General features: G+C 66.9%; 28 protein-coding genes. All 28 read left to right on the top strand.

What is annotated here, in order from left to right:
- The first annotated feature begins 206 nt into the window (after window positions 1-206).
- The 28 genes from rpsL (at window position 207) to map (ending at window position 17,803) form a co-directional block, all read left to right on the top strand.
- Window positions 207-581, top strand: coding sequence for a 30S ribosomal protein S12 (rpsL, locus tag ACLQ28_RS00525; RefSeq protein ID WP_014440718.1), 375 nt, complete (start codon window positions 207-209; stop codon window positions 579-581).
- Window position 582: 1 nt separating this feature from the next.
- Entirely contained in the window at window positions 583-1,053 is a 471-nt protein-coding gene (rpsG, locus tag ACLQ28_RS00530; protein WP_007465317.1) for a 30S ribosomal protein S7, read from the top strand.
- A gap of 74 nt (window positions 1,054-1,127) precedes the next feature.
- Window positions 1,128-3,224 carry an elongation factor G gene (gene fusA, locus ACLQ28_RS00535; protein WP_425684237.1) on the top strand — a complete coding sequence of 699 codons (2,097 nt, stop codon included), beginning with the start codon at window positions 1,128-1,130 and terminating at the stop codon, window positions 3,222-3,224.
- A gap of 212 nt (window positions 3,225-3,436) precedes the next feature.
- A complete protein-coding gene (gene tuf / locus ACLQ28_RS00540) occupies window positions 3,437-4,630 on the top strand; it encodes an elongation factor Tu (protein ID WP_184178727.1) in 1,194 nt (397 codons plus the stop codon).
- Window positions 4,631-4,980: 350 nt separating this feature from the next.
- Window positions 4,981-5,289 carry a 30S ribosomal protein S10 gene (rpsJ, locus tag ACLQ28_RS00545; protein WP_007073037.1) on the top strand — a complete coding sequence of 103 codons (309 nt, stop codon included), beginning with the start codon at window positions 4,981-4,983 and terminating at the stop codon, window positions 5,287-5,289.
- A gap of 11 nt (window positions 5,290-5,300) precedes the next feature.
- Entirely contained in the window at window positions 5,301-5,966 is a 666-nt protein-coding gene (gene rplC / locus ACLQ28_RS00550; RefSeq protein ID WP_425684238.1) for a 50S ribosomal protein L3, read from the top strand.
- Window positions 5,963-6,613, top strand: coding sequence for a 50S ribosomal protein L4 (gene rplD, locus ACLQ28_RS00555; protein WP_357557765.1), 651 nt, complete (start codon window positions 5,963-5,965; stop codon window positions 6,611-6,613). The genes rplC and rplD overlap by 4 nt, the downstream gene beginning before the upstream one ends.
- Window positions 6,610-6,912 carry a 50S ribosomal protein L23 gene (gene rplW / locus ACLQ28_RS00560; protein ID WP_007465304.1) on the top strand — a complete coding sequence of 101 codons (303 nt, stop codon included), beginning with the start codon at window positions 6,610-6,612 and terminating at the stop codon, window positions 6,910-6,912. The genes rplD and rplW overlap by 4 nt, the downstream gene beginning before the upstream one ends.
- Before the next feature lie 12 nt (window positions 6,913-6,924).
- Window positions 6,925-7,764 carry a 50S ribosomal protein L2 gene (gene rplB, locus ACLQ28_RS00565; RefSeq protein ID WP_110563095.1) on the top strand — a complete coding sequence of 280 codons (840 nt, stop codon included), beginning with the start codon at window positions 6,925-6,927 and terminating at the stop codon, window positions 7,762-7,764.
- A 12-nt stretch (window positions 7,765-7,776) separates the two neighbouring features.
- Entirely contained in the window at window positions 7,777-8,058 is a 282-nt protein-coding gene (gene rpsS, locus ACLQ28_RS00570) for a 30S ribosomal protein S19 (protein WP_007465299.1), read from the top strand.
- 41 nt (window positions 8,059-8,099) lie between these two features.
- Window positions 8,100-8,558: a 50S ribosomal protein L22 gene (gene rplV / locus ACLQ28_RS00575; RefSeq protein ID WP_007465297.1), complete on the top strand. Its 459-nt coding sequence runs from the start codon at window positions 8,100-8,102 to the stop codon at window positions 8,556-8,558.
- Window positions 8,558-9,427, top strand: a complete 870-nt coding sequence (gene rpsC / locus ACLQ28_RS00580) for a 30S ribosomal protein S3 (RefSeq protein WP_091402401.1) — start codon at window positions 8,558-8,560, stop codon at window positions 9,425-9,427. The genes rplV and rpsC overlap by 1 nt, the downstream gene beginning before the upstream one ends.
- Before the next feature lie 3 nt (window positions 9,428-9,430).
- Window positions 9,431-9,856, top strand: a complete 426-nt coding sequence (gene rplP, locus ACLQ28_RS00585) for a 50S ribosomal protein L16 (RefSeq protein WP_007465292.1) — start codon at window positions 9,431-9,433, stop codon at window positions 9,854-9,856.
- Window positions 9,856-10,092 carry a 50S ribosomal protein L29 gene (rpmC, locus tag ACLQ28_RS00590; protein WP_007465283.1) on the top strand — a complete coding sequence of 79 codons (237 nt, stop codon included), beginning with the start codon at window positions 9,856-9,858 and terminating at the stop codon, window positions 10,090-10,092. The genes rplP and rpmC overlap by 1 nt, the downstream gene beginning before the upstream one ends.
- Window positions 10,089-10,367 carry a 30S ribosomal protein S17 gene (gene rpsQ / locus ACLQ28_RS00595; protein ID WP_425684239.1) on the top strand — a complete coding sequence of 93 codons (279 nt, stop codon included), beginning with the start codon at window positions 10,089-10,091 and terminating at the stop codon, window positions 10,365-10,367. The genes rpmC and rpsQ overlap by 4 nt, the downstream gene beginning before the upstream one ends.
- A gap of 101 nt (window positions 10,368-10,468) precedes the next feature.
- Window positions 10,469-10,837, top strand: a complete 369-nt coding sequence (gene rplN, locus ACLQ28_RS00600; protein ID WP_007073026.1) for a 50S ribosomal protein L14 — start codon at window positions 10,469-10,471, stop codon at window positions 10,835-10,837.
- Window positions 10,834-11,154, top strand: coding sequence for a 50S ribosomal protein L24 (rplX, locus tag ACLQ28_RS00605; RefSeq protein WP_184178719.1), 321 nt, complete (start codon window positions 10,834-10,836; stop codon window positions 11,152-11,154). The genes rplN and rplX overlap by 4 nt, the downstream gene beginning before the upstream one ends.
- Entirely contained in the window at window positions 11,154-11,720 is a 567-nt protein-coding gene (gene rplE / locus ACLQ28_RS00610) for a 50S ribosomal protein L5 (RefSeq protein WP_110563094.1), read from the top strand. The genes rplX and rplE overlap by 1 nt, the downstream gene beginning before the upstream one ends.
- Before the next feature lies 1 nt (window position 11,721).
- Window positions 11,722-11,907, top strand: a complete 186-nt coding sequence (locus tag ACLQ28_RS00615) for a type Z 30S ribosomal protein S14 (RefSeq protein WP_007465272.1) — start codon at window positions 11,722-11,724, stop codon at window positions 11,905-11,907.
- 116 nt (window positions 11,908-12,023) lie between these two features.
- The gene (gene rpsH, locus ACLQ28_RS00620) at window positions 12,024-12,431 is read left to right on the top strand and encodes a 30S ribosomal protein S8 (protein WP_007465270.1); all 408 of its coding nucleotides are present in this window, start codon (window positions 12,024-12,026) and stop codon (window positions 12,429-12,431) included.
- A 16-nt stretch (window positions 12,432-12,447) separates the two neighbouring features.
- The gene (gene rplF, locus ACLQ28_RS00625; RefSeq protein WP_184178717.1) at window positions 12,448-12,990 is read left to right on the top strand and encodes a 50S ribosomal protein L6; all 543 of its coding nucleotides are present in this window, start codon (window positions 12,448-12,450) and stop codon (window positions 12,988-12,990) included.
- The gene (gene rplR, locus ACLQ28_RS00630; RefSeq protein WP_110563093.1) at window positions 12,987-13,376 is read left to right on the top strand and encodes a 50S ribosomal protein L18; all 390 of its coding nucleotides are present in this window, start codon (window positions 12,987-12,989) and stop codon (window positions 13,374-13,376) included. The genes rplF and rplR overlap by 4 nt, the downstream gene beginning before the upstream one ends.
- A 33-nt stretch (window positions 13,377-13,409) precedes the next feature.
- Complete coding sequence (gene rpsE / locus ACLQ28_RS00635; RefSeq protein WP_074314587.1) at window positions 13,410-14,024, top strand: 30S ribosomal protein S5; 615 nt, start codon at window positions 13,410-13,412, stop codon at window positions 14,022-14,024.
- Window positions 14,024-14,206: a 50S ribosomal protein L30 gene (rpmD, locus tag ACLQ28_RS00640; RefSeq protein ID WP_204942098.1), complete on the top strand. Its 183-nt coding sequence runs from the start codon at window positions 14,024-14,026 to the stop codon at window positions 14,204-14,206. Before rpsE ends, rpmD begins: the two co-directional genes overlap by 1 nt.
- Window positions 14,206-14,649: a 50S ribosomal protein L15 gene (rplO, locus tag ACLQ28_RS00645; RefSeq protein ID WP_112584816.1), complete on the top strand. Its 444-nt coding sequence runs from the start codon at window positions 14,206-14,208 to the stop codon at window positions 14,647-14,649. Before rpmD ends, rplO begins: the two co-directional genes overlap by 1 nt.
- 232 nt (window positions 14,650-14,881) lie before the next feature.
- A complete protein-coding gene (secY, locus tag ACLQ28_RS00650; RefSeq protein ID WP_425684240.1) occupies window positions 14,882-16,210 on the top strand; it encodes a preprotein translocase subunit SecY in 1,329 nt (442 codons plus the stop codon).
- Window positions 16,211-16,864: an adenylate kinase gene (locus ACLQ28_RS00655; RefSeq protein WP_007465256.1), complete on the top strand. Its 654-nt coding sequence runs from the start codon at window positions 16,211-16,213 to the stop codon at window positions 16,862-16,864.
- Between the two features lie 87 nt (window positions 16,865-16,951).
- Window positions 16,952-17,803: a type I methionyl aminopeptidase gene (map, locus tag ACLQ28_RS00660; RefSeq protein WP_425684241.1), complete on the top strand. Its 852-nt coding sequence runs from the start codon at window positions 16,952-16,954 to the stop codon at window positions 17,801-17,803.
- Window positions 17,804-17,849: the final 46 nt, after the last annotated feature.

Consider the following 17,849-nt stretch of genomic DNA (forward strand, 5'->3'; position numbering starts at 1 on the left):
CGGGGCGACTCGTGCGCCGGTGACACAAACCCGGTCGCACGCGAAAGCGTCCGCAACGGGCCCGTGAAGAGGGCGACACGCCCGACCGCGGGTGCCGGGGCCTCCGCAAGGTGGCCCTGGTCGGAATGTAGGAGAGCCGGTCATCAGGCCGGCTAACGAGCAGACGGCGCGGCCGCGAACGCGGCCGAAGGGAGCGGAGAAACCCGGTGCCCACGATCCAGCAGCTGGTCCGAAAGGGCCGCCAAGCAAAGACGAGCAAGACCAAGACCCCGGCGCTGAAGGGTTCCCCTCAGCGGCGCGGCGTGTGCACCCGCGTGTACACCACCACCCCGAAGAAGCCGAACTCGGCGCTGCGCAAGGTCGCTCGTGTGAAGCTCAGCAGCCAGATCGAGGTGACCGCCTACATCCCGGGCGTCGGTCACAACCTGCAGGAGCACTCGATCGTGCTCGTCCGCGGTGGCCGGGTGAAGGACCTCCCCGGCGTGCGCTACAAGATCGTCCGCGGCTCGCTGGACACCCAGGGTGTCCGCAACCGCAAGCAGGCGCGCAGCCGTTACGGCGCGAAGAAGGAGAAGAGCTGACATGCCGCGTAAAGGACCCGCTCCGCGGCGGCCGCTGGTCGCTGACCCGGTGTACAACTCGCCGCTGGTCACCCAGCTGGTGAACAAGATCCTGCTCCGCGGCAAGCGTCAGCTCGCCGAGTCCATCGTGTACGCGGCCCTCGAGGGCTGCCGCGAGAAGTCCGGCACCGACCCGGTCGTCACCCTCAAGCGGGCGATGGACAACGTCAAGCCGACCCTCGAGGTGCGTAGCCGTCGTGTCGGTGGCGCCACCTACCAGGTTCCGGTCGAGGTCCGCCCCACCCGGGCGACCACGCTGGGCCTGCGCTGGCTGGTCACCTACTCCCGCGCCCGTCGCGAGAAGACCATGGTCGAGCGGCTGATGAACGAGCTGCTGGACGCGAGCAACGGCCTCGGTGCCGCCGTCAAGCGGCGCGAGGACACGCACAAGATGGCCGAGTCGAACAAGGCCTTCGCGCACTACCGCTGGTAACACCCTGGTTCCGGCGCCCACGGGCGCCGGAACCGCCACCAGTTGTGTCGAGACGACGATAAGTAGGGATTGAAGTGGCCGCCGCAGACGCGCTCGCCAAGGTACGCAACATCGGCATCATGGCGCACATCGATGCCGGTAAGACCACGACCACCGAGCGGATCCTGTTCTACACCGGCATCACGTACAAGATCGGTGAGGTCCACGAGGGCGCTGCCGTCATGGACTGGATGGAGCAGGAGCAGGAGCGTGGTATCACCATCACCTCCGCTGCTACCAAGTGTGAGTGGAAAGACCACACGATCCAGATCATCGACACGCCCGGTCACGTCGACTTCACGGTCGAGGTCGAGCGGTCGCTGCGGGTTCTGGACGGTGCGGTCGCGGTTTACGACGGTGTCGCCGGCGTGGAGCCGCAGACGGAGAACGTCTGGCGGCAGGCCGACAAGTACAACGTTCCGCGTATGTGCTTCGTCAACAAGCTCGACCGGACTGGCGCCGACTTCTTCCGCTGCGTGCAGATGATGATCGACCGGCTCAACGCCACCCCGCTGGTGCTCCAGATCCCGATCGGGCTCGAGGGCGACCACATCGGTGTCGTCGACCTGGTCGGCATGCGCGCCCTCACCTGGCGCGGGGAGACCCAGAAGGGTGAGGACTACGCGGTCGAGGAGATCCCGGCCGACCTGGCCGACTCCGCTGCCGAGTGGCGCGAGAAGCTGATGGAGACCCTCGCCGACGTCGACGACGCGGTGATGGAGAAGTACCTGGAAGGCGAGGAGGTCTCCGTCGAGGAGATCAAGGCTGCCATCCGGCGTGCCACCATCGCTGGCAAGGCCAACCCGGTGCTCTGCGGCTCGGCGTTCAAGAACAAGGGCGTCCAGCCCATGCTCGACGCCGTGGTCGACTTCCTGCCGTCGCCGCTGGACGTTCCGGCCATCGAGGGTACGGCCACCGACGGCGAGACCCCGCTGCTGCGGAAGCCGTCGAACTCGGAGCCGTTCTCCGGCCTGGCCTTCAAGATCCAGACGGACAAGCACCTCGGCAAGCTCACCTACGTGCGGGTCTACTCCGGCACGCTCGATTCCGGTTCCCAGGTGGTCAACTCCACCAAGGACCGCAAGGAGCGGATCGGCAAGATCTACCAGATGCACGCCAACAAGCGGGAAGAGCGTCCGTCGGCGCAGGCCGGCGACATCATCGCCGTCCAGGGTCTCAAGCAGACCACCACCGGCGACACGCTCTCGGACCCGGCGAACCCGGTCATCCTGGAGTCGATGACCTTCCCGGAGCCGGTCATCTCGGTGGCGATCGAGCCGAAGACCAAGTCCGACCAGGAGAAGCTGGGCACGGCCATCCAGCGCCTGGCCGAGGAGGACCCGACCTTCCGCGTCCAGCTGGACGAGGAGACCGGTCAGACGGTCATCTCCGGCATGGGTGAGCTGCACCTGGACATCCTGGTCGACCGGATGCGCCGCGAGTTCAACGTCGAGGCCAACGTCGGCAAGCCCCAGGTGGCGTACCGCGAGACCATCCGCCGCAAGGTGGAGAAGGTCGAGTACACCCACAAGAAGCAGACCGGTGGTTCCGGCCAGTACGCCCGCGTCATCGTGAGCGTCGAGCCGCTGCCGCTGGACAACGACTCGCCGACCTACGAGTTCGCCAACGCTGTCAGCGGCGGCCGCATCCCTCGGGAGTTCATCCCGTCGGTGGACGCCGGTGCGCAGGATGCGCTGCAGTACGGCATCCTGGCGGGCTTCCCGCTGGTCGGTGTGAAGCTGACCCTGCTGGACGGCCAGTACCACGAGGTCGACTCGTCGGAAATGGCGTTCAAGATCGCCGGCTCGATGGTGATGAAGGACGCGGCCCGCAAGGCCGATCCCGCACTGCTCGAGCCGATGATGGCCGTTGAAGTCACCACTCCTGAGGAGAACATGGGTGACGTCATCGGTGACCTCAACTCCCGCCGTGGCATCATCCAGGCGATGGAGGAGCGCAGCGGCGCCCGCATCGTCCGGGCTCTGGTGCCGTTGTCGGAGATGTTCGGCTACGTCGGCGACCTGCGGTCGAAGACCCAGGGCCGGGCTAGCTACAGCATGCAGTTCGACTCCTACGCCGAGGTTCCGCAGAGCGTCGCGAAGGAGATCATCGCCAAGGCAACGGGCGAGTAACGCCCTGAGCAGGTGATTCGTGGTTGGTCGCGGGAGGGTTCACCCGCTCGCGGCCACCACGATCGGATCGCGTGAGACCGGGCCTGTAGGCTTCATCGCCGCAGAACCCACAATGGCTTCCCGGCCGTCAGGCCGGAAAGGCTGTCGACAGAGTCCTAAGCGCCGACCGGCGCGCCGGGCGTACGAACCAAGAAGTCCACAGGAGGACACCAGTGGCGAAGGCTAAGTTCGAGCGGACTAAGCCGCACGTCAACATCGGCACCATTGGTCACATCGACCACGGTAAGACGACGCTGACGGCGGCCATCACCAAGGTCCTGCACGACCAGTTCCCGGACCTGAACCCCTACACGCCGTTCGACGAGATCGACAAGGCGCCGGAGGAGAAGGCCCGCGGCATCACGATCTCGATCGCGCACGTCGAGTACCAGACCGAGGCGCGGCACTACGCGCACGTCGACTGCCCCGGCCACGCGGACTACATCAAGAACATGATCACCGGTGCCGCGCAGATGGACGGCGCGATCCTGGTGGTTGCGGCGACCGATGGCCCGATGCCGCAGACCCGCGAGCACGTGCTGCTGGCCCGTCAGGTTGGCGTGCCGTACATCGTCGTGGCGCTCAACAAGAGCGACATGGTCGATGACGAGGAGCTCCTGGAGCTCGTCGAGCTCGAGGTCCGTGAGCTGCTCTCGTCGCAGGAGTACCCGGGTGACGACCTGCCGGTCGTTCGGGTTTCGGCGCTGAAGGCCCTCGAGGGTGACCCCGAGTGGACCGGCAAGCTGCTGGACCTGATGACCGCGGTCGACACCTCGATCCCGCAGCCGGAGCGCGAGGTTGACAAGCCGTTCCTGATGCCGGTTGAGGACGTCTTCACGATCACTGGTCGTGGCACCGTCGTCACCGGTCGTGTGGAGCGCGGCGTTCTCCTGCCGAACGAGGATGTTGAGCTCGTCGGTATCAAGGAGAAGAGCTTCAAGACCAAGGTCACCGCGATCGAGATGTTCCGGAAGACCCTGGACGACGCCCGCGCAGGTGAGAACGTCGGCCTGCTGCTGCGTGGCACCAAGCGCGACGAGGTCGAGCGCGGCATGGTCGTCGTGAAGCCGGGCTCGAACACCCCGCACACGGAGTTCGAGGCGACGGTCTACATCCTCTCCAAGGAGGAGGGCGGCCGGCACACCCCGTTCTTCCAGAACTACCGCCCGCAGTTCTACTTCCGGACCACGGACGTCACCGGTGTCGTCACCCTCCCCGAGGGCACCGAGATGGTCATGCCGGGCGACAACACCACCATGTCGGTGAAGCTGATCCAGCCCATCGCCATGGAGGAGAACCTCAAGTTCGCGATCCGCGAGGGTGGCCGCACCGTCGGCGCCGGGTTCGTCACCAAGATCCAGAAGTGAACTAGGTAACCCCGATTAGGCCCGCCGCCGGTCGTGCGGCATACTAGTCAGGTTGCGTAACGACAGACCGTTACCTGTGTTCGGCTTATGCTGAACCTCCGGGTGGCGAGACAGTCGAGCGTGGGGTGGTTGGCGGCCCAGTCGCCAACCACCCTCGCACGGCGTTCAGGTCGCGGTAATGCGATCGGCGCCTTGACCCACCGCGCGGTCAGCACCGCTCCGGAACCTCGGGGCGGAGCCTGATCCGAGGGCGCGACACGCCCGACCGCGGGGGTCGGCGAAGTGGGCCTGTACCAGCCGGTACAGGCGCCCGCAACACAGCGGCATCGAGAGAAGGAACAGAAGCCACCATGGCGGGACAGAAGATCCGCATCCGGCTCAAGGCCTATGACCACGAGGTCGTCGACTCCTCGGCTCGGAAGATCGTCGAGACGGTGACGCGCACCGGGGCGCAGGTCGCGGGCCCGGTGCCGCTGCCCACGGAGATCAACCGTTTCTGCGTTATCCGCTCGCCGCACAAGTACAAGGACTCGCGCGAGCACTTCGAGATGCGCACGCACAAGCGGCTGATCGACATCATCGACCCGACCCCGAAGACGGTCGACTCGCTCATGCGCCTCGACCTGCCGGCTGGCGTCGACATCGAGATCAAGCTGTAGGGACCGGACAAATGGACAGGCAAGTCAAGGGGATCCTGGGCGCCAAGCTCGGCATGACCCAGGTCTGGGACAACAACCGCGTTGTTCCCGTGACCGTGGTCGAGGCCGGCCCGTGCGTCATCAGCCAGGTTCGTAGCGCCGAGAAGGACGGTTACTCCGCGGTCCAGCTGGCGTACGGCACCATCGACCCGCGCAAGGTGAAGAAGCCGATCAGCGGGCACTACGCCAAGGCGGACGTGGCGCCGCGCCGGCACATCGTCGAGCTGCGCACCACGGACGCTGGGGAATACTCGCTCGGCCAGGAAGTTACGGTCGATGAGTTCCCGGCCGGCGTCACCATCGACGTCACCGGCAAGACCAAGGGCAAGGGCTTTGCCGGCGCGATGAAGCGGCACGGCTTCCACGGTCTGGGCAGCAGCCACGGTGTCGAGCGCAAGCACCGTTCACCCGGTTCCATCGGTGCCTGCGCGACCCCGGGTCGTGTCTTCAAGGGCACCCGGATGGCCGGCCGGATGGGTGGCGTTCGCTACACCGTGCAGAACCTGACCGTCCAGGCGGTCGACACCGAGAACAACCTCCTGCTCGTCCGTGGTGCCATTCCTGGTCCCAAGGGCGCGCTGGTTCTGGTCCGTACCGCGGCCAAGATCAAGGTGAAGAAGGGCGGTGCGGCCAAGTGACCACCGTTGACGTGCGCACCGTCGAAGGCACCACCAGCGGCTCGGTCGAGCTGCCGGCGGACATCTTCGACGTGCAGGCCAACGTCGCGCTGATGCACCAGGTCGTGGTGGCCCAGCTCGCGGCGGCCCGACAGGGCACGCACAAGACCAAGACTCGGGCCGAGGTCGCCGGTGGCGGCAAGAAGCCTTACAAGCAGAAGGGCACCGGTCGCGCCCGTCAGGGCTCGATCCGCGCGCCGCAGTTCGCCGGTGGTGGCGTCGTGCACGGTCCCGTGCCGCGTGACTACAGCCAGCGGACCCCGAAGAAGATGAAGGCCGCCGCGCTGCGGGGTGCCCTCTCGGACCGGGCTCGCGCCGGGCAGGTGCACGTCGTCGAGGCGTTCGTCTCGGGCGAGAAGCCGTCGACCAAGGCGGCCCTGGCGACGCTGACGAAGCTCACCGAGGCCCGTCGGGTCCTGGTCGTGCTGAGCAGCACCGACGAGCTGAACTGGGTGTCGCTGCGCAACGAGCCGCGCGTGCACCTGATCGAGTCCGGCCAGCTCAACACGTACGACGTGTTGGTGGCCGACGACGTGGTCTTCACCAAGGACGCCCTGGACGAGTTCCTGGGCGTGCCCGCCGAGACCACCGAGGAGGGTGGCAAGTGAGCACGATCGCCGACCCGCGCGACATCATCGTGGCGCCGGTCGTCTCGGAGAAGAGCTACAGCGAGCTGAACCGGAACTGGTACACCTTCCTGGTGCACCCGGACGCGAACAAGACCGAGATCAAGATCGCTATCCAGCAGATCTTCAACGTCCGCGTCCTGACGGTCAACACGCTCAACCGCCAGGGTAAGCGCAAGCGCACCAAGACCGGTTTCGGTCAGCGCAAGGCGACCAAGCGGGCGATCGTGAAGCTGGCTGACGGTGACCGCATCGAGGCCTTCGGCGGCCCGGTCAGCTGAGGGGTGTAGACAATGGCTATCCGTAAGTACAAGCCGACGACGCCGGGCCGACGTGGCTCGAGTGTCGCTGACTTCGCCGAGATCACCCGGTCCACGCCGGAGAAGTCGCTGCTGGTTCCGCTGCCGAAGAAGGGCGGGCGTAACGCCCACGGCCGGATCACCACGCGGCACCACGGCGGCGGTCACAAGCGCCAGTACCGTCTGATCGACTTCAAGCGGGTCGACAAGGACGGCGTGCCGGCGAAGGTCGCTCACATCGAGTACGACCCGAACCGCACGGCGCGCATCGCGCTGCTGCACTACGCCGACGGCGAGAAGCGATACATCATCGCGCCGAAGGACCTGAAGCAGGGCGACCGCGTCGAGTCCGGCCCGGGCGCCGACATCAAGCCGGGTAACAACCTGCCGCTGCGCAACATCCCGGTCGGTACCACGATCCACAACGTGGAGCTGCGTCCGGGTGGCGGGGCCAAGCTGGCCCGTTCCGCCGGCGTCGGCATCCAGCTGCTCGGCCGCGAGGGCGCGTACGCGACCCTGCGTATGCCGTCCGGCGAGATCCGGCGTGTGGATGTGCGCTGCCGCGCCAGCGTCGGCGAGATCGGCAACGCCGACCAGTCGAACATCAACTGGGGTAAGGCCGGCCGTATGCGGTGGAAGGGCAAGCGCCCGACCGTCCGTGGTGTCGCCATGAACCCGGTCGACCACCCGCACGGTGGTGGTGAGGGTAAGACCTCCGGTGGTCGCCACCCGGTCAACCCGCAGGGTAAGCCCGAGGGCCGCACCCGCCGTAAGGGCCAGCCGAGTGACCGGCTGATCGTCCGCCGCCGCTACGCCACGCGTAAGCGCGGCTGAGGGAGATAAGACATGCCTCGCAGCCTGAAGAAGGGCCCGTTCGTAGACGACCACCTGCTCAAGAAGGTGGAAGTGCAGAACGACAAGGGCTCGAAGAACGTGATCAAGACCTGGTCGCGGCGCTCGACGATCATCCCCGAGATGCTGGGGCACACGATCGCCGTGCACGACGGACGCAAGCACGTCCCGGTGTTCGTGACCGAGGCGATGGTCGGGCACAAGCTCGGCGAGTTCGCGCTGACCCGCACTTTCAAGGGTCACGAGAAGGACGACCGGAAGAGCCGTCGGCGCTGACGCCGCGGGCATACGGATAGAGGGAACAAGGGGTTACAGCGATGCCAGGAAAGGGCGACGCTCCGGTGCTTCCGGGCGCGCGGGCGGTTGCGCGGCACGTGCGCATCTCGCCAATGAAGGCGCGCCGGGTGGTCAACCTCGTCCGCGGCCTGCCCGCGAAGGAGGCGCTAACGGTGCTGCAGTTCGCGCCGCAGGCTGCGAGCGAGCAGGTGTACAAGGTGCTCGCTAGCGCGATCGCCAACGCGGAGAACAACGAGCGGCTGGACCCCGACGCGCTGCTCGTCAGCGAGGCCTTCGTTGACGAGGGCCCGACGATGAAGCGGTTCCAGCCGCGGGCGCAGGGTCGGGCGTACCGAATCCGCAAGCGCACCTGCCACATCACGGTGGCGGTCGAAGCGGTCGCGCCGGCAGCGCCGAGGAAGGCCGCGGCGAAGAAGGCCGCCCCGGCCACGGAGGCCGCACCGGCCGAAGCGCAGAGCAAGACGGAGGACGCCGAGTAATGGGTCAGAAGGTTCACCCCACTGGGTTCCGGCTCGGCATCTCGACCGACTGGAAGTCCCGCTGGTTCGCGGACAAGCTCTACAAGGACTACATCGGCGAGGATGTCAAGATCCGCCGCATGATGTCCAAGGGCCTCGAGCGTGCCGGGATCTCCAAGGTCGACATCGAGCGCACCCGCGACCGGGTCCGGGTCGACATCCACACCGCTCGGCCGGGCATCGTCATCGGCCGTAAGGGTGCGGAGGCCGACCGGATCCGCGGCGAGCTCGAGAAGCTCACCGGCAAGCAGGTTCAGCTGAACATCATCGAGGTGAAGAACCCCGAGTCGGACGCTCAGCTGGTTGCGCAGGGCGTGGCCGAGCAGCTGTCCAGCCGGGTCAGCTTCCGTCGGGCGATGCGCAAGGCCATGCAGTCGGCGATGAAGAACCCGGTCTGCAAGGGCATTCGGGTTCAGGTCTCGGGTCGCCTCGGCGGCGCCGAGATGAGCCGGACCGAGTTCTACCGTGAGGGCCGGGTTCCGCTGCACACGCTGCGGGCCAACATCGAGTACGGCTTCTTCGAGGCCCGTACGACGTTCGGTCGGATCGGTGTGAAGGTCTGGATCTACAAGGGCGACGCCGTCCCGGGCCGGGAGGCTCCGGCCGAGGCCGGTCCGTCCCGCCCGCGTCGTGGTGAGCGTGGCGACCGTCCCGAGCGTCCGCGCCGTGGCCGGTCGGGTTCGTCCGGCACCACGGCTGGTGGCACCGAGGCCGGCCGGGCTGCTGCGACCACCATCGCGCAGCAGGCCGAGACGCCGAGCGGCGAGCCGGTCGACAGCGCAGCTGTCGCCGCCACGGCTGCTCCGGCAGAAACGCAGCAGGAGGGCTGACAGATGCTGATGCCGCGCAAGCCCCCGAAGGGCTTCCGCAAGCCGCACCACCCGGACCGCAGTGGCGCGTCCAAGGGTGGTAACCGGGTGGTGTTCGGCGAGTTCGGGATCCAGGCTCTCGAGCCGGCGTACGTGACCAACCGCCAGATCGAGTCGGCGCGTATCGCAATGACTCGCCACATCAAGCGTGGTGGCAAGGTCTGGATCACGATCTTCCCGGACCAGGCCCTCACCAAGAAGCCTGCCGAGACCCGGATGGGTTCCGGTAAGGGTTCGCCCGAGTGGTGGGTCGCCAACGTCAAGCCGGGGCGGGTTCTCTTTGAGATGTCCTTCCCCAACGAGCAGATCGCGCGAGAGGCCATGCGTCGCGCGATCCACAAGCTCCCGATGAAGTGCCGCATTGTTACGCGCGAAGTGGGTGAATCCTGATGGCAGCGGGCGTTAAGGCGACCGAGCTGCGTGAGCTCTCCGAGGAGGAGCTGGTCACGAAGCTGCGGGAGGCCAAGGCGGAGCTGTTCAACCTCCGCGTGCAGGCCGCAACCGGGCAGCTGGACAACAACCGGCGGTTGCAGGTCATCCGTCGGGAGATCGCCCGGATCTACACGATCATGCGTGAGCGCGAGCTGGGGCTCTCGGCCGCGCCGACTGAGGTGACTGCATCATGACCGAAGACACCGCCACCGCCGCCGCGCGGTCCCGCCGCAAGGTCCGTGAGGGCCTCGTGGTCAGCGACAAGATGGACAAGACCATCGTGGTCGAGGTCGAGGACCGGGTTCGGCACGCTCTCTACGGCAAGATCATGCGCCGTACGAGCAAGCTGAAGGTGCACGACGAGCAGAACGCCGCTGGCACCGGTGACCGGGTTCTCATCATGGAGACCCGGCCGCTGAGCGCCACCAAGCGTTGGCGGATCGTGGAGATCCTGGAAAAGGCCAAGTAGCGAAGGCTCGAGCTCGCCCGGCGTTGCGTCGGGCGTAGGTTCCGCCAGGCTCCGGCCGGCCGCTACGGCGGCCGGAGAACCGGCAGACATAGGAGATAGACGTGATTCAGCAGGAGTCGCGACTGCGCGTCGCCGACAACACGGGTGCTCGGGAGATCCTGTGCATCCGGGTTCTCGGCGGCTCGGGTCGGCGCTACGCGAGCATCGGCGACGTCATCGTGGCCACGGTCAAGGACGCGATCCCGGGTGCCGGTGTGAAGAAGGGCGACGTCGTCAAGGCGGTCGTCGTTCGCACGGCCAAGGAGAAGCGGCGGCCGGACGGCTCGTACATCCGCTTCGACGAGAACGCCGCCGTCATCATCAAGGACGGCGGGGACCCGCGTGGAACCCGCATCTTCGGCCCGGTGGGCCGGGAGCTGCGGGACAAGCGGTTCATGAAGATTATTTCCCTCGCGCCGGAGGTGTTGTGACCGTGAAGGTCAAGAAGGGCGACACGGTCGTCGTCATCGCCGGCAAGGACAAGGGTGCCAAGGGTAAGGTCATCCAGGCCTTCCCGCGGCAGGACAAGGTCCTGGTCGAGGGCGTGAACCGGGTCAAGAAGCACACCCGCATCAGCACCACCCAGCGTGGCGCCAAGACCGGCGGCATCGTCACTCAGGAGGCCCCGATCCACGTCTCGAACGTGCAGGTCCTGGACTCCGACGGCAAGCCGACCCGCGTCGGTTACCGGATCGACGACAACGGCCAGAAGGTCCGCATCGCGCGTAGCACCGGTAAGGACCTGTGATGACCACGGCTACCGAAAAGACCCTGCCGCGCCTCAAGGAGCGGTACCGCAACGAGATCGTGGCCCAGCTGCGCGAGCAGCGCAGCTACGGCAACCCCATGCAGGTGCCGCGGCTGGTCAAGATCGTCGTCAACATGGGTGTCGGCGAGGCTGCTCGCGACGCCAAGCTGATCGACGGCGCGGTCCGCGACCTCGCCACGATCACCGGCCAGAAGCCGCAGGTGCGGCGGGCGACCAAGTCCATCGCGCAGTTCAAGCTCCGCGAAGGCATGCCGATCGGTGCGAAGGTGACCCTTCGCGGCGACCGGATGTGGGAGTTCCTGGACCGGCTGCTGTCCATCTCGCTGCCGCGTATCCGCGACTTCCGCGGTCTGGACGGGCGCAAGCTGGACGGGCACGGCAACTACACGTTCGGTCTGACCGAGCAGTCGGTGTTCCACGAGATCGACCAGGACCGGATCGATCGCCAGCGGGGCATGGACATCACGGTGGTCACCACCGCCACGACCGACGACGAGGGACGGGCGCTGCTCAAGCTCCTGGGCTTCCCGTTCAAGGAGAACTGAGATGGCCAAGAAGGCGCTGATCATCAAGGCGGCCGCGAAGCCGAAGTTCTCGGTTCGCGCGTACACCCGCTGCCAGCGGTGCGGGCGTCCGAAGGCGGTCTACCGCAAGTTCGGGCTCTGCCGGGTCTGCATCCGGGAGATGGCCCACCGCGGTGAGCTGCCGGGCGTGTCCAAGGCTTCCTGGTAAGGGCGACCGCGTCCCGGCCGTCGGCTGGGAACTCCTGCACCGATTAGGTATTGCTCTTCGCCGTAGGCCCGGGGCTGATGCCCCGGGAACCCCGGCGAGAAAGGCTGACGAAATCCATGACGATGACCGACCCGATCGCAGACATGCTCACGCGTCTGCGTAACGCCAACCAGGCGTACCACGATCAGGTGAAGATGCCCTACTCCAAGATCAAGGCGAACATCGCCGAGGTCTTGAAGGCCGAGGGTTACATCGCCACCTGGTCGGTCGAGGAGCCCGAGGAGGGCGCCGTCGGCAAGCGACTGGTCGTCGAGCTGAAGTACGGCCAGAACCGCGAGCGGAGCCTGGCCGGCATCAAGCGCGTGTCCAAGCCCGGTCTCCGGGTGTACGCCAAGTCGGACGGGCTCCCGCGGGTGCTCGGTGGGCTGGGCGTGGCGATCATTTCGACGTCCCAGGGGCTGCTGACCGACCGGCAGGCCCGCAAGCGGAGTGTTGGCGGGGAAGTCCTCGCCTTCGTCTGGTAACGGGAGACAGGTAGAAATGTCGCGAATTGGACGTAAGTCGATCCCGGTACCAGCCGGCGTCGACATCACGATCGACGGGCAGACCGTCAAGGTCAAGGGCCCCAAGGGCCAGCTTGAGCACACCCTCGCCGAGCCGATCACGGTCGAGCGGGCCGAGGATGGGCAGCTGAGCGTCAACCGGCCCAACGACGAGCGCAAGGCCAAGGAACTCCACGGCCTGAGCCGTACGCTGGTTGCCAACATGATCGTCGGGGTCACCGAGGGCTACCGCAAGAGCCTGGAGATCGCCGGCACCGGTTACCGGGTCACCGCCAAGGGTTCGGACCTCGAGTTCGCGCTCGGGTTCTCGCACCCGGTGATCGTCCCCGCCCCGGCGGGCATCACCTTCACGGTGGAGCGGCCGACCCTGTTCCACGTGGCTGGCATCGACAAGCAGCAGGTCGGTGAGGTCGCCGCCAACATCCGGAAGATCCGTCCGCCGGAGCCCTACAAGGGCAAGGGCGTGAAGTACCAGGGCGAGGTCATCCGCCGCAAGGCTGGAAAGGCAGGTAAGAAGTGAGCGCCACGCTGCTCAAGCGCCGCCGCGGTGTCGCCGCCAAGCGCGCCGTTGGGCGTGCGCGTCGACACTTCCGCGTCCGCAAGAACGTCAGTGGTACGGCCGAGCGTCCGCGCCTGGTCGTCACCCGTTCGCTGCGGCACATGGTCGCCCAGATCGTCGACGACACCAAGGGGCACACCCTGGCGTCGGCGTCGACCCTGGACGCCTCGCTGCGCGGTACGGAGGGCGACAAGAGCGCCCTGGCTGGCAAGGTGGGCGCGCTGCTCGCCGAGCGGGCCAAGGCCGCTGGCGTCTCCAAGGTCGTCTTCGACCGCGGTGGCAACCGGTACGCGGGGCGAGTCGCCGCGCTTGCCGACGCCGCCCGCGAAGCCGGGCTCGAGTTCTAACAACCCCGTCACGAGAGATAAGGAAGGCTGCTGATGCCAGGTCAACAGCGCCGTGGCGGCGGGTCCGGTGGCAACGAGGGTGGTCGCCGCGACAACCGCCGTGAGGGCGGCCGCGGAAACGCGCCCGTCGAGAAGACCCCGCACCTTGAGCGGGTCGTCGCGATCAACCGCGTCGCCAAGGTCGTGAAGGGTGGTCGTCGCTTCAGCTTCACCGCCCTGGTGATCGTGGGCGACGGCGACGGCACGGTCGGCGTGGGCTACGGAAAGGCCAAGGAGGTGCCCGCGGCTATCGCCAAGGGTGTCGAGGAGGCCAAGAAGCACTTCTTCAAGGTCCCGCGGATCGGTCAGTCGATCCCGCACCCGGTGACGGGTGAGGACGCCGCTGGCGTCGTGCTGCTCAAGCCGGCTTCGGCCGGTACGGGTGTCATCGCCGGTGGTCCGGTGCGCGCCGTGCTGGAGTGCGCCGGGATCCACGATGTGCTCTCCAAGAGCCTCGGCTCGTCGAACCCGATCAACATCGTGCACGCCACCGTGGCGGCCCTGAAGGGGCTTGAGTCCCCCGAGCAGGTCGCAGCGCGTCGTGGTCTGCCGGTGGAGGACGTTGCGCCGGCCGCCATGCTGGCGTCGCGTGCGGGGGTGGCGCACTGATGGCACGTCTGAAGGTCACCCAGCTCCGGTCCGTTATCGGGACCAAGCAGAACCAGCGTGATTCGCTGCGTTCGCTCGGTCTCAAGCGGATCAACGACGTGGTGGTCAAGGAGGACCGGCCCGAGATCCGCGGCATGATCTTCACTGTGAACCACCTCGTGAAGGTCGAGGAGGTCGAGTAATGACGATCAAGGTGCACCACCTGCGCCCGGCGCCCGGTTCCAAGACCGCGAAGACCCGCGTGGGTCGCGGTGAGGGTTCCAAGGGCAAGACCGCTGGTCGCGGTACCAAGGGTTCCAAGGCCCGTAAGAACATCTCGGCGGCGTTCGAGGGTGGGCAGATGCCTATCCACATGCGTCTGCCGAAGATGAAGGGCTTCAAGAACAAGTTCAAGGTGGTCTTCCAGGTTGTCAACCTGGACCGACTCGCTGAGCTGTTCCCGAACGGTGGCCAGGTCGGCCCGCTGGAGCTCGTTGAGTCCGGCGCGGTCCGCAAGGGTCACCCGGTCAAGGTCCTCGGCACCGGGGACCTCGGCGGAGTGGCGCTCCAGGTGTCTGCGCACGCGTTCAGTGCGTCGGCCAAGGAGAAGATCGCCGCCGCCGGTGGCTCCACCACCGAGCTGTAAGGCGTACGACCATGGCGCCCGTCCAGTTGTGAGCAACTGGCGGGCGCCATGGTCTACCTGGGCCCATTGCGCCCGGTAATATTGGATTCGATTTATGTAGTCGGGCGCATCTGCCCGGACCGGCGTGGGGCTGTTAGAGTCCCATCCCAGCCATGGATTGCGGGCGCTCGCCTGTGATCCACCCCCACCCGCCAGGGTTCACCGGCGGCCCGCCTCGCGCAGGAGGAAGAAGTTGCTGTCCGCCTTTCTCAGTGCGTTCCGTACGCCTGACCTGCGCAAGAAGCTGCTGTTCACAGTAGGCATCATTGCGGTCTACCGGCTGGGTGCGACGCTCCCCAGCCCGGGCGTCTCGTACGGCAACGTGCAGAAGTGTCTCGACTCCATCTCGGGTGACTCGACGGGGCCGCTGAATCTGCTCAACCTCTTCTCCGGCGGAGCGCTGCTCCAGCTCTCGGTCTTCGCGCTGGGCATCATGCCCTACATCACCGCGTCGATCATCCTGCAGCTGCTGACCGTCGTGATCCCGCGCTTGGAGCAGCTCCGCAAGGAGGGCCAGGCCGGCCAGGCGAAGATCACGCAGTACACCCGGTACCTGACCCTCGGCCTCGGTGTTCTGCAGGCCTCGGCGTTCGTGGCGCTGGCCCGCTCGGGGCAGCTGTTCCAGAACCGCTGCAACGAGTTCCCGATCATCCCGACCGGCACCGGCATCCCGGACTGGCTGACGCTGGCCATCCTGGTGGTCACCATGACCGCCGGCACCGGCATGGTCATGTGGCTCGGCGAGCTGATCACCGACCGTGGTGTCGGCAACGGCATGTCCGTCCTGATCTTCACCTCGATCGCGGCGCGGCTGCCCAACGAGGGCTGGCAGATCAAGACCAGCAAGGGCTGGGACATGTTCGCCCTGGTCATCGCGCTGGTCCTGGTGGTCATCACCGCAGTCACCTTCATCGAGCAGGCGCAGCGCCGGATCCCGGTGCAGTACGCCAAGCGGATGATCGGCCGGCGGATGTACGGCGGCACCTCGACCTACATCCCGCTGAAGGTCAACCAGGCGGGTGTCATCCCGGTCATCTTCGGCTCGTCGCTGCTCTACCTGCCGCAGTTGGCGCTGCAGTTCTTCGACCAGAACGACCCGGGCAAGGTCCAGGCGTGGATCCAGAACAACCTGGTCGCACCGGACAGCCCGATCTACATCACGGTCTACTTCCTGCTGATCATCTTCTTCACGTACTTCTACGTCTCGATCACGTTCAACCCGACCGAGGTCGCGGACAACATGAAGAAGTACGGCGGGTTCGTGCCGGGCATCCGCCCGGGCAAGCCGACGGCCGACTACCTGGACTTCATCCTCAGCCGGATCACCCTGCCGGGCGCGCTCTACCTCGGTGTCATCTCGATCCTGCCGAACTTCTTCTTCATCTGGCTGGACAACCAGCAGTACCAGAACTTCCCGTTCGGCGGCACCGCTGTGCTCATCATGGTCGGCGTCGGTCTGGAGACCGTGAAGCAGATCGAGAGCCAACTCATGCAGCGGAACTACGAAGGGTTCCTGCGGTAGATGAGACTCGTTCTGGTTGGCCCGCCGGGCGCGGGTAAGGGCACGCAGGCGGAGTTCGTCGCCGCCCACCTGTCGGTGCCCAAGATTTCGACCGGAGACATCTTCCGCTCGAACGTCACCCAGGGCACGCCGCTCGGTGTTGAGGCGAAGCGGTACATGGACGCAGGCGAGCTGGTCCCGGACGAGGTCACCATCAACATGGTCCGGGACCGGCTGGCCGAGCCCGACGCCAGCGAGGGCTTCCTGCTCGACGGCTTTCCGCGGACCACTCCGCAGGCTGCCGCTCTGGACAAGCTCCTCGCCGATCTGGGCACCGCCCTGGATCTGGTCCTGGAGTTGGTGGTTGACGACGACGAGGTGATCCGCCGTCTTTCCGGTCGGCGTACCTGCCGGGGCTGCGGCAAGATCTGGCACGTCGAGTTCGACGCCACCACCCGGCCTGGCATCTGCGACCGGTGCGGCGCCGAGCTGTTCCAGCGCGACGACGACAAGCCGGAGACGATCGCCACCCGGCTTCGTGAATACAGCGAGAAGACCGCGCCCCTGGTCGACTACTACGGCGCTCAGGGCAAGCTGGTCGGGATCGACGCCACCGGTCCGGTGGAGGACGTCACCACCCGGGCCATCGACGCACTGCGGTCGTACGGCGGCTGAGGTCCTGCCGGGCCACGGCGGATAGAGTGCGAACAGCGGGGTACGCGTGACGTGCCCCGCTTTTCGGCAACGAAAGGTAATCGCTCCATGCGTCGTCCCCAGCTGGACATCCAGCTGAAGACCCCTGACCAGATCGAGAAGATGCGGGCCGCCGGGCTGGTGGTGGCCGAGGCGCTTCGCCGGATGCGGGAGGCCGTTGCCCCCGGTGTGAGCACTGCCGATCTGGACGCCATCGCCGAGTCGACCATCCGCGAGGCGGGTGGCGTTCCGTCGTTCAAGGGCTACCACGGCTTTCCGGCGTCGATCTGCTCCTCGGTCAACGAGCAGATCGTGCACGCCATCCCGTCGCCGGGGCAGGTGCTCCAGGCCGGTGATCTGATCTCCATCGACTGCGGCGCGGTGCTGGACGGCTGGCACGGCGACTCCGCGATCACGGTCGGCGTCGGCGACGTCGACCCGGCACTGCTGAAGATGGCCGAGGTCGCCGAAGACGCGATGTGGGCCGGCATCGCTGCCGCCGCCCGCGGTGCAGCCAGCGGCAAGGGCCGGCTCACCGACATCTCGCACGCGGTGGAGAGCGCCGTCCGTAAGGGCGGCCGGTACGGCATCGTCGACGGCTACGGCGGGCACGGCATCGGCACCGAGATGCACCAGGACCCGCACGTGCTCAACCACGGTCGGCCGGGTAAGGGCCCACGGTTGGTCCCCGGCATGGCGTTGGCCATCGAGCCGATGATCACGATGGCGTCGCCGCGTACGGTCGAGTTGGCTGACGGGTGGACGGTGGTGACCCGGGATGGTTCGGTGGCAGCGCACGTCGAGCACTCGATGGCCTTGCTGCCGGACGGCGTCTGGGTGCTCACCGCCTTCGACGGGGGCCGGGCCCGCCTCGGCGACCTGGTAACCGCACGGCAGCCTGCCGCCTCGACCACGCCCTAGGCCTGTGTCGGCTAGGCGGTTTCGACGCCGTATCGCCGATCTGGGG

The organism is Micromonospora sp. DT201 (assembly GCF_049841575.1).
GTDB lineage: Bacteria > Actinomycetota > Actinomycetes > Mycobacteriales > Micromonosporaceae > Micromonospora.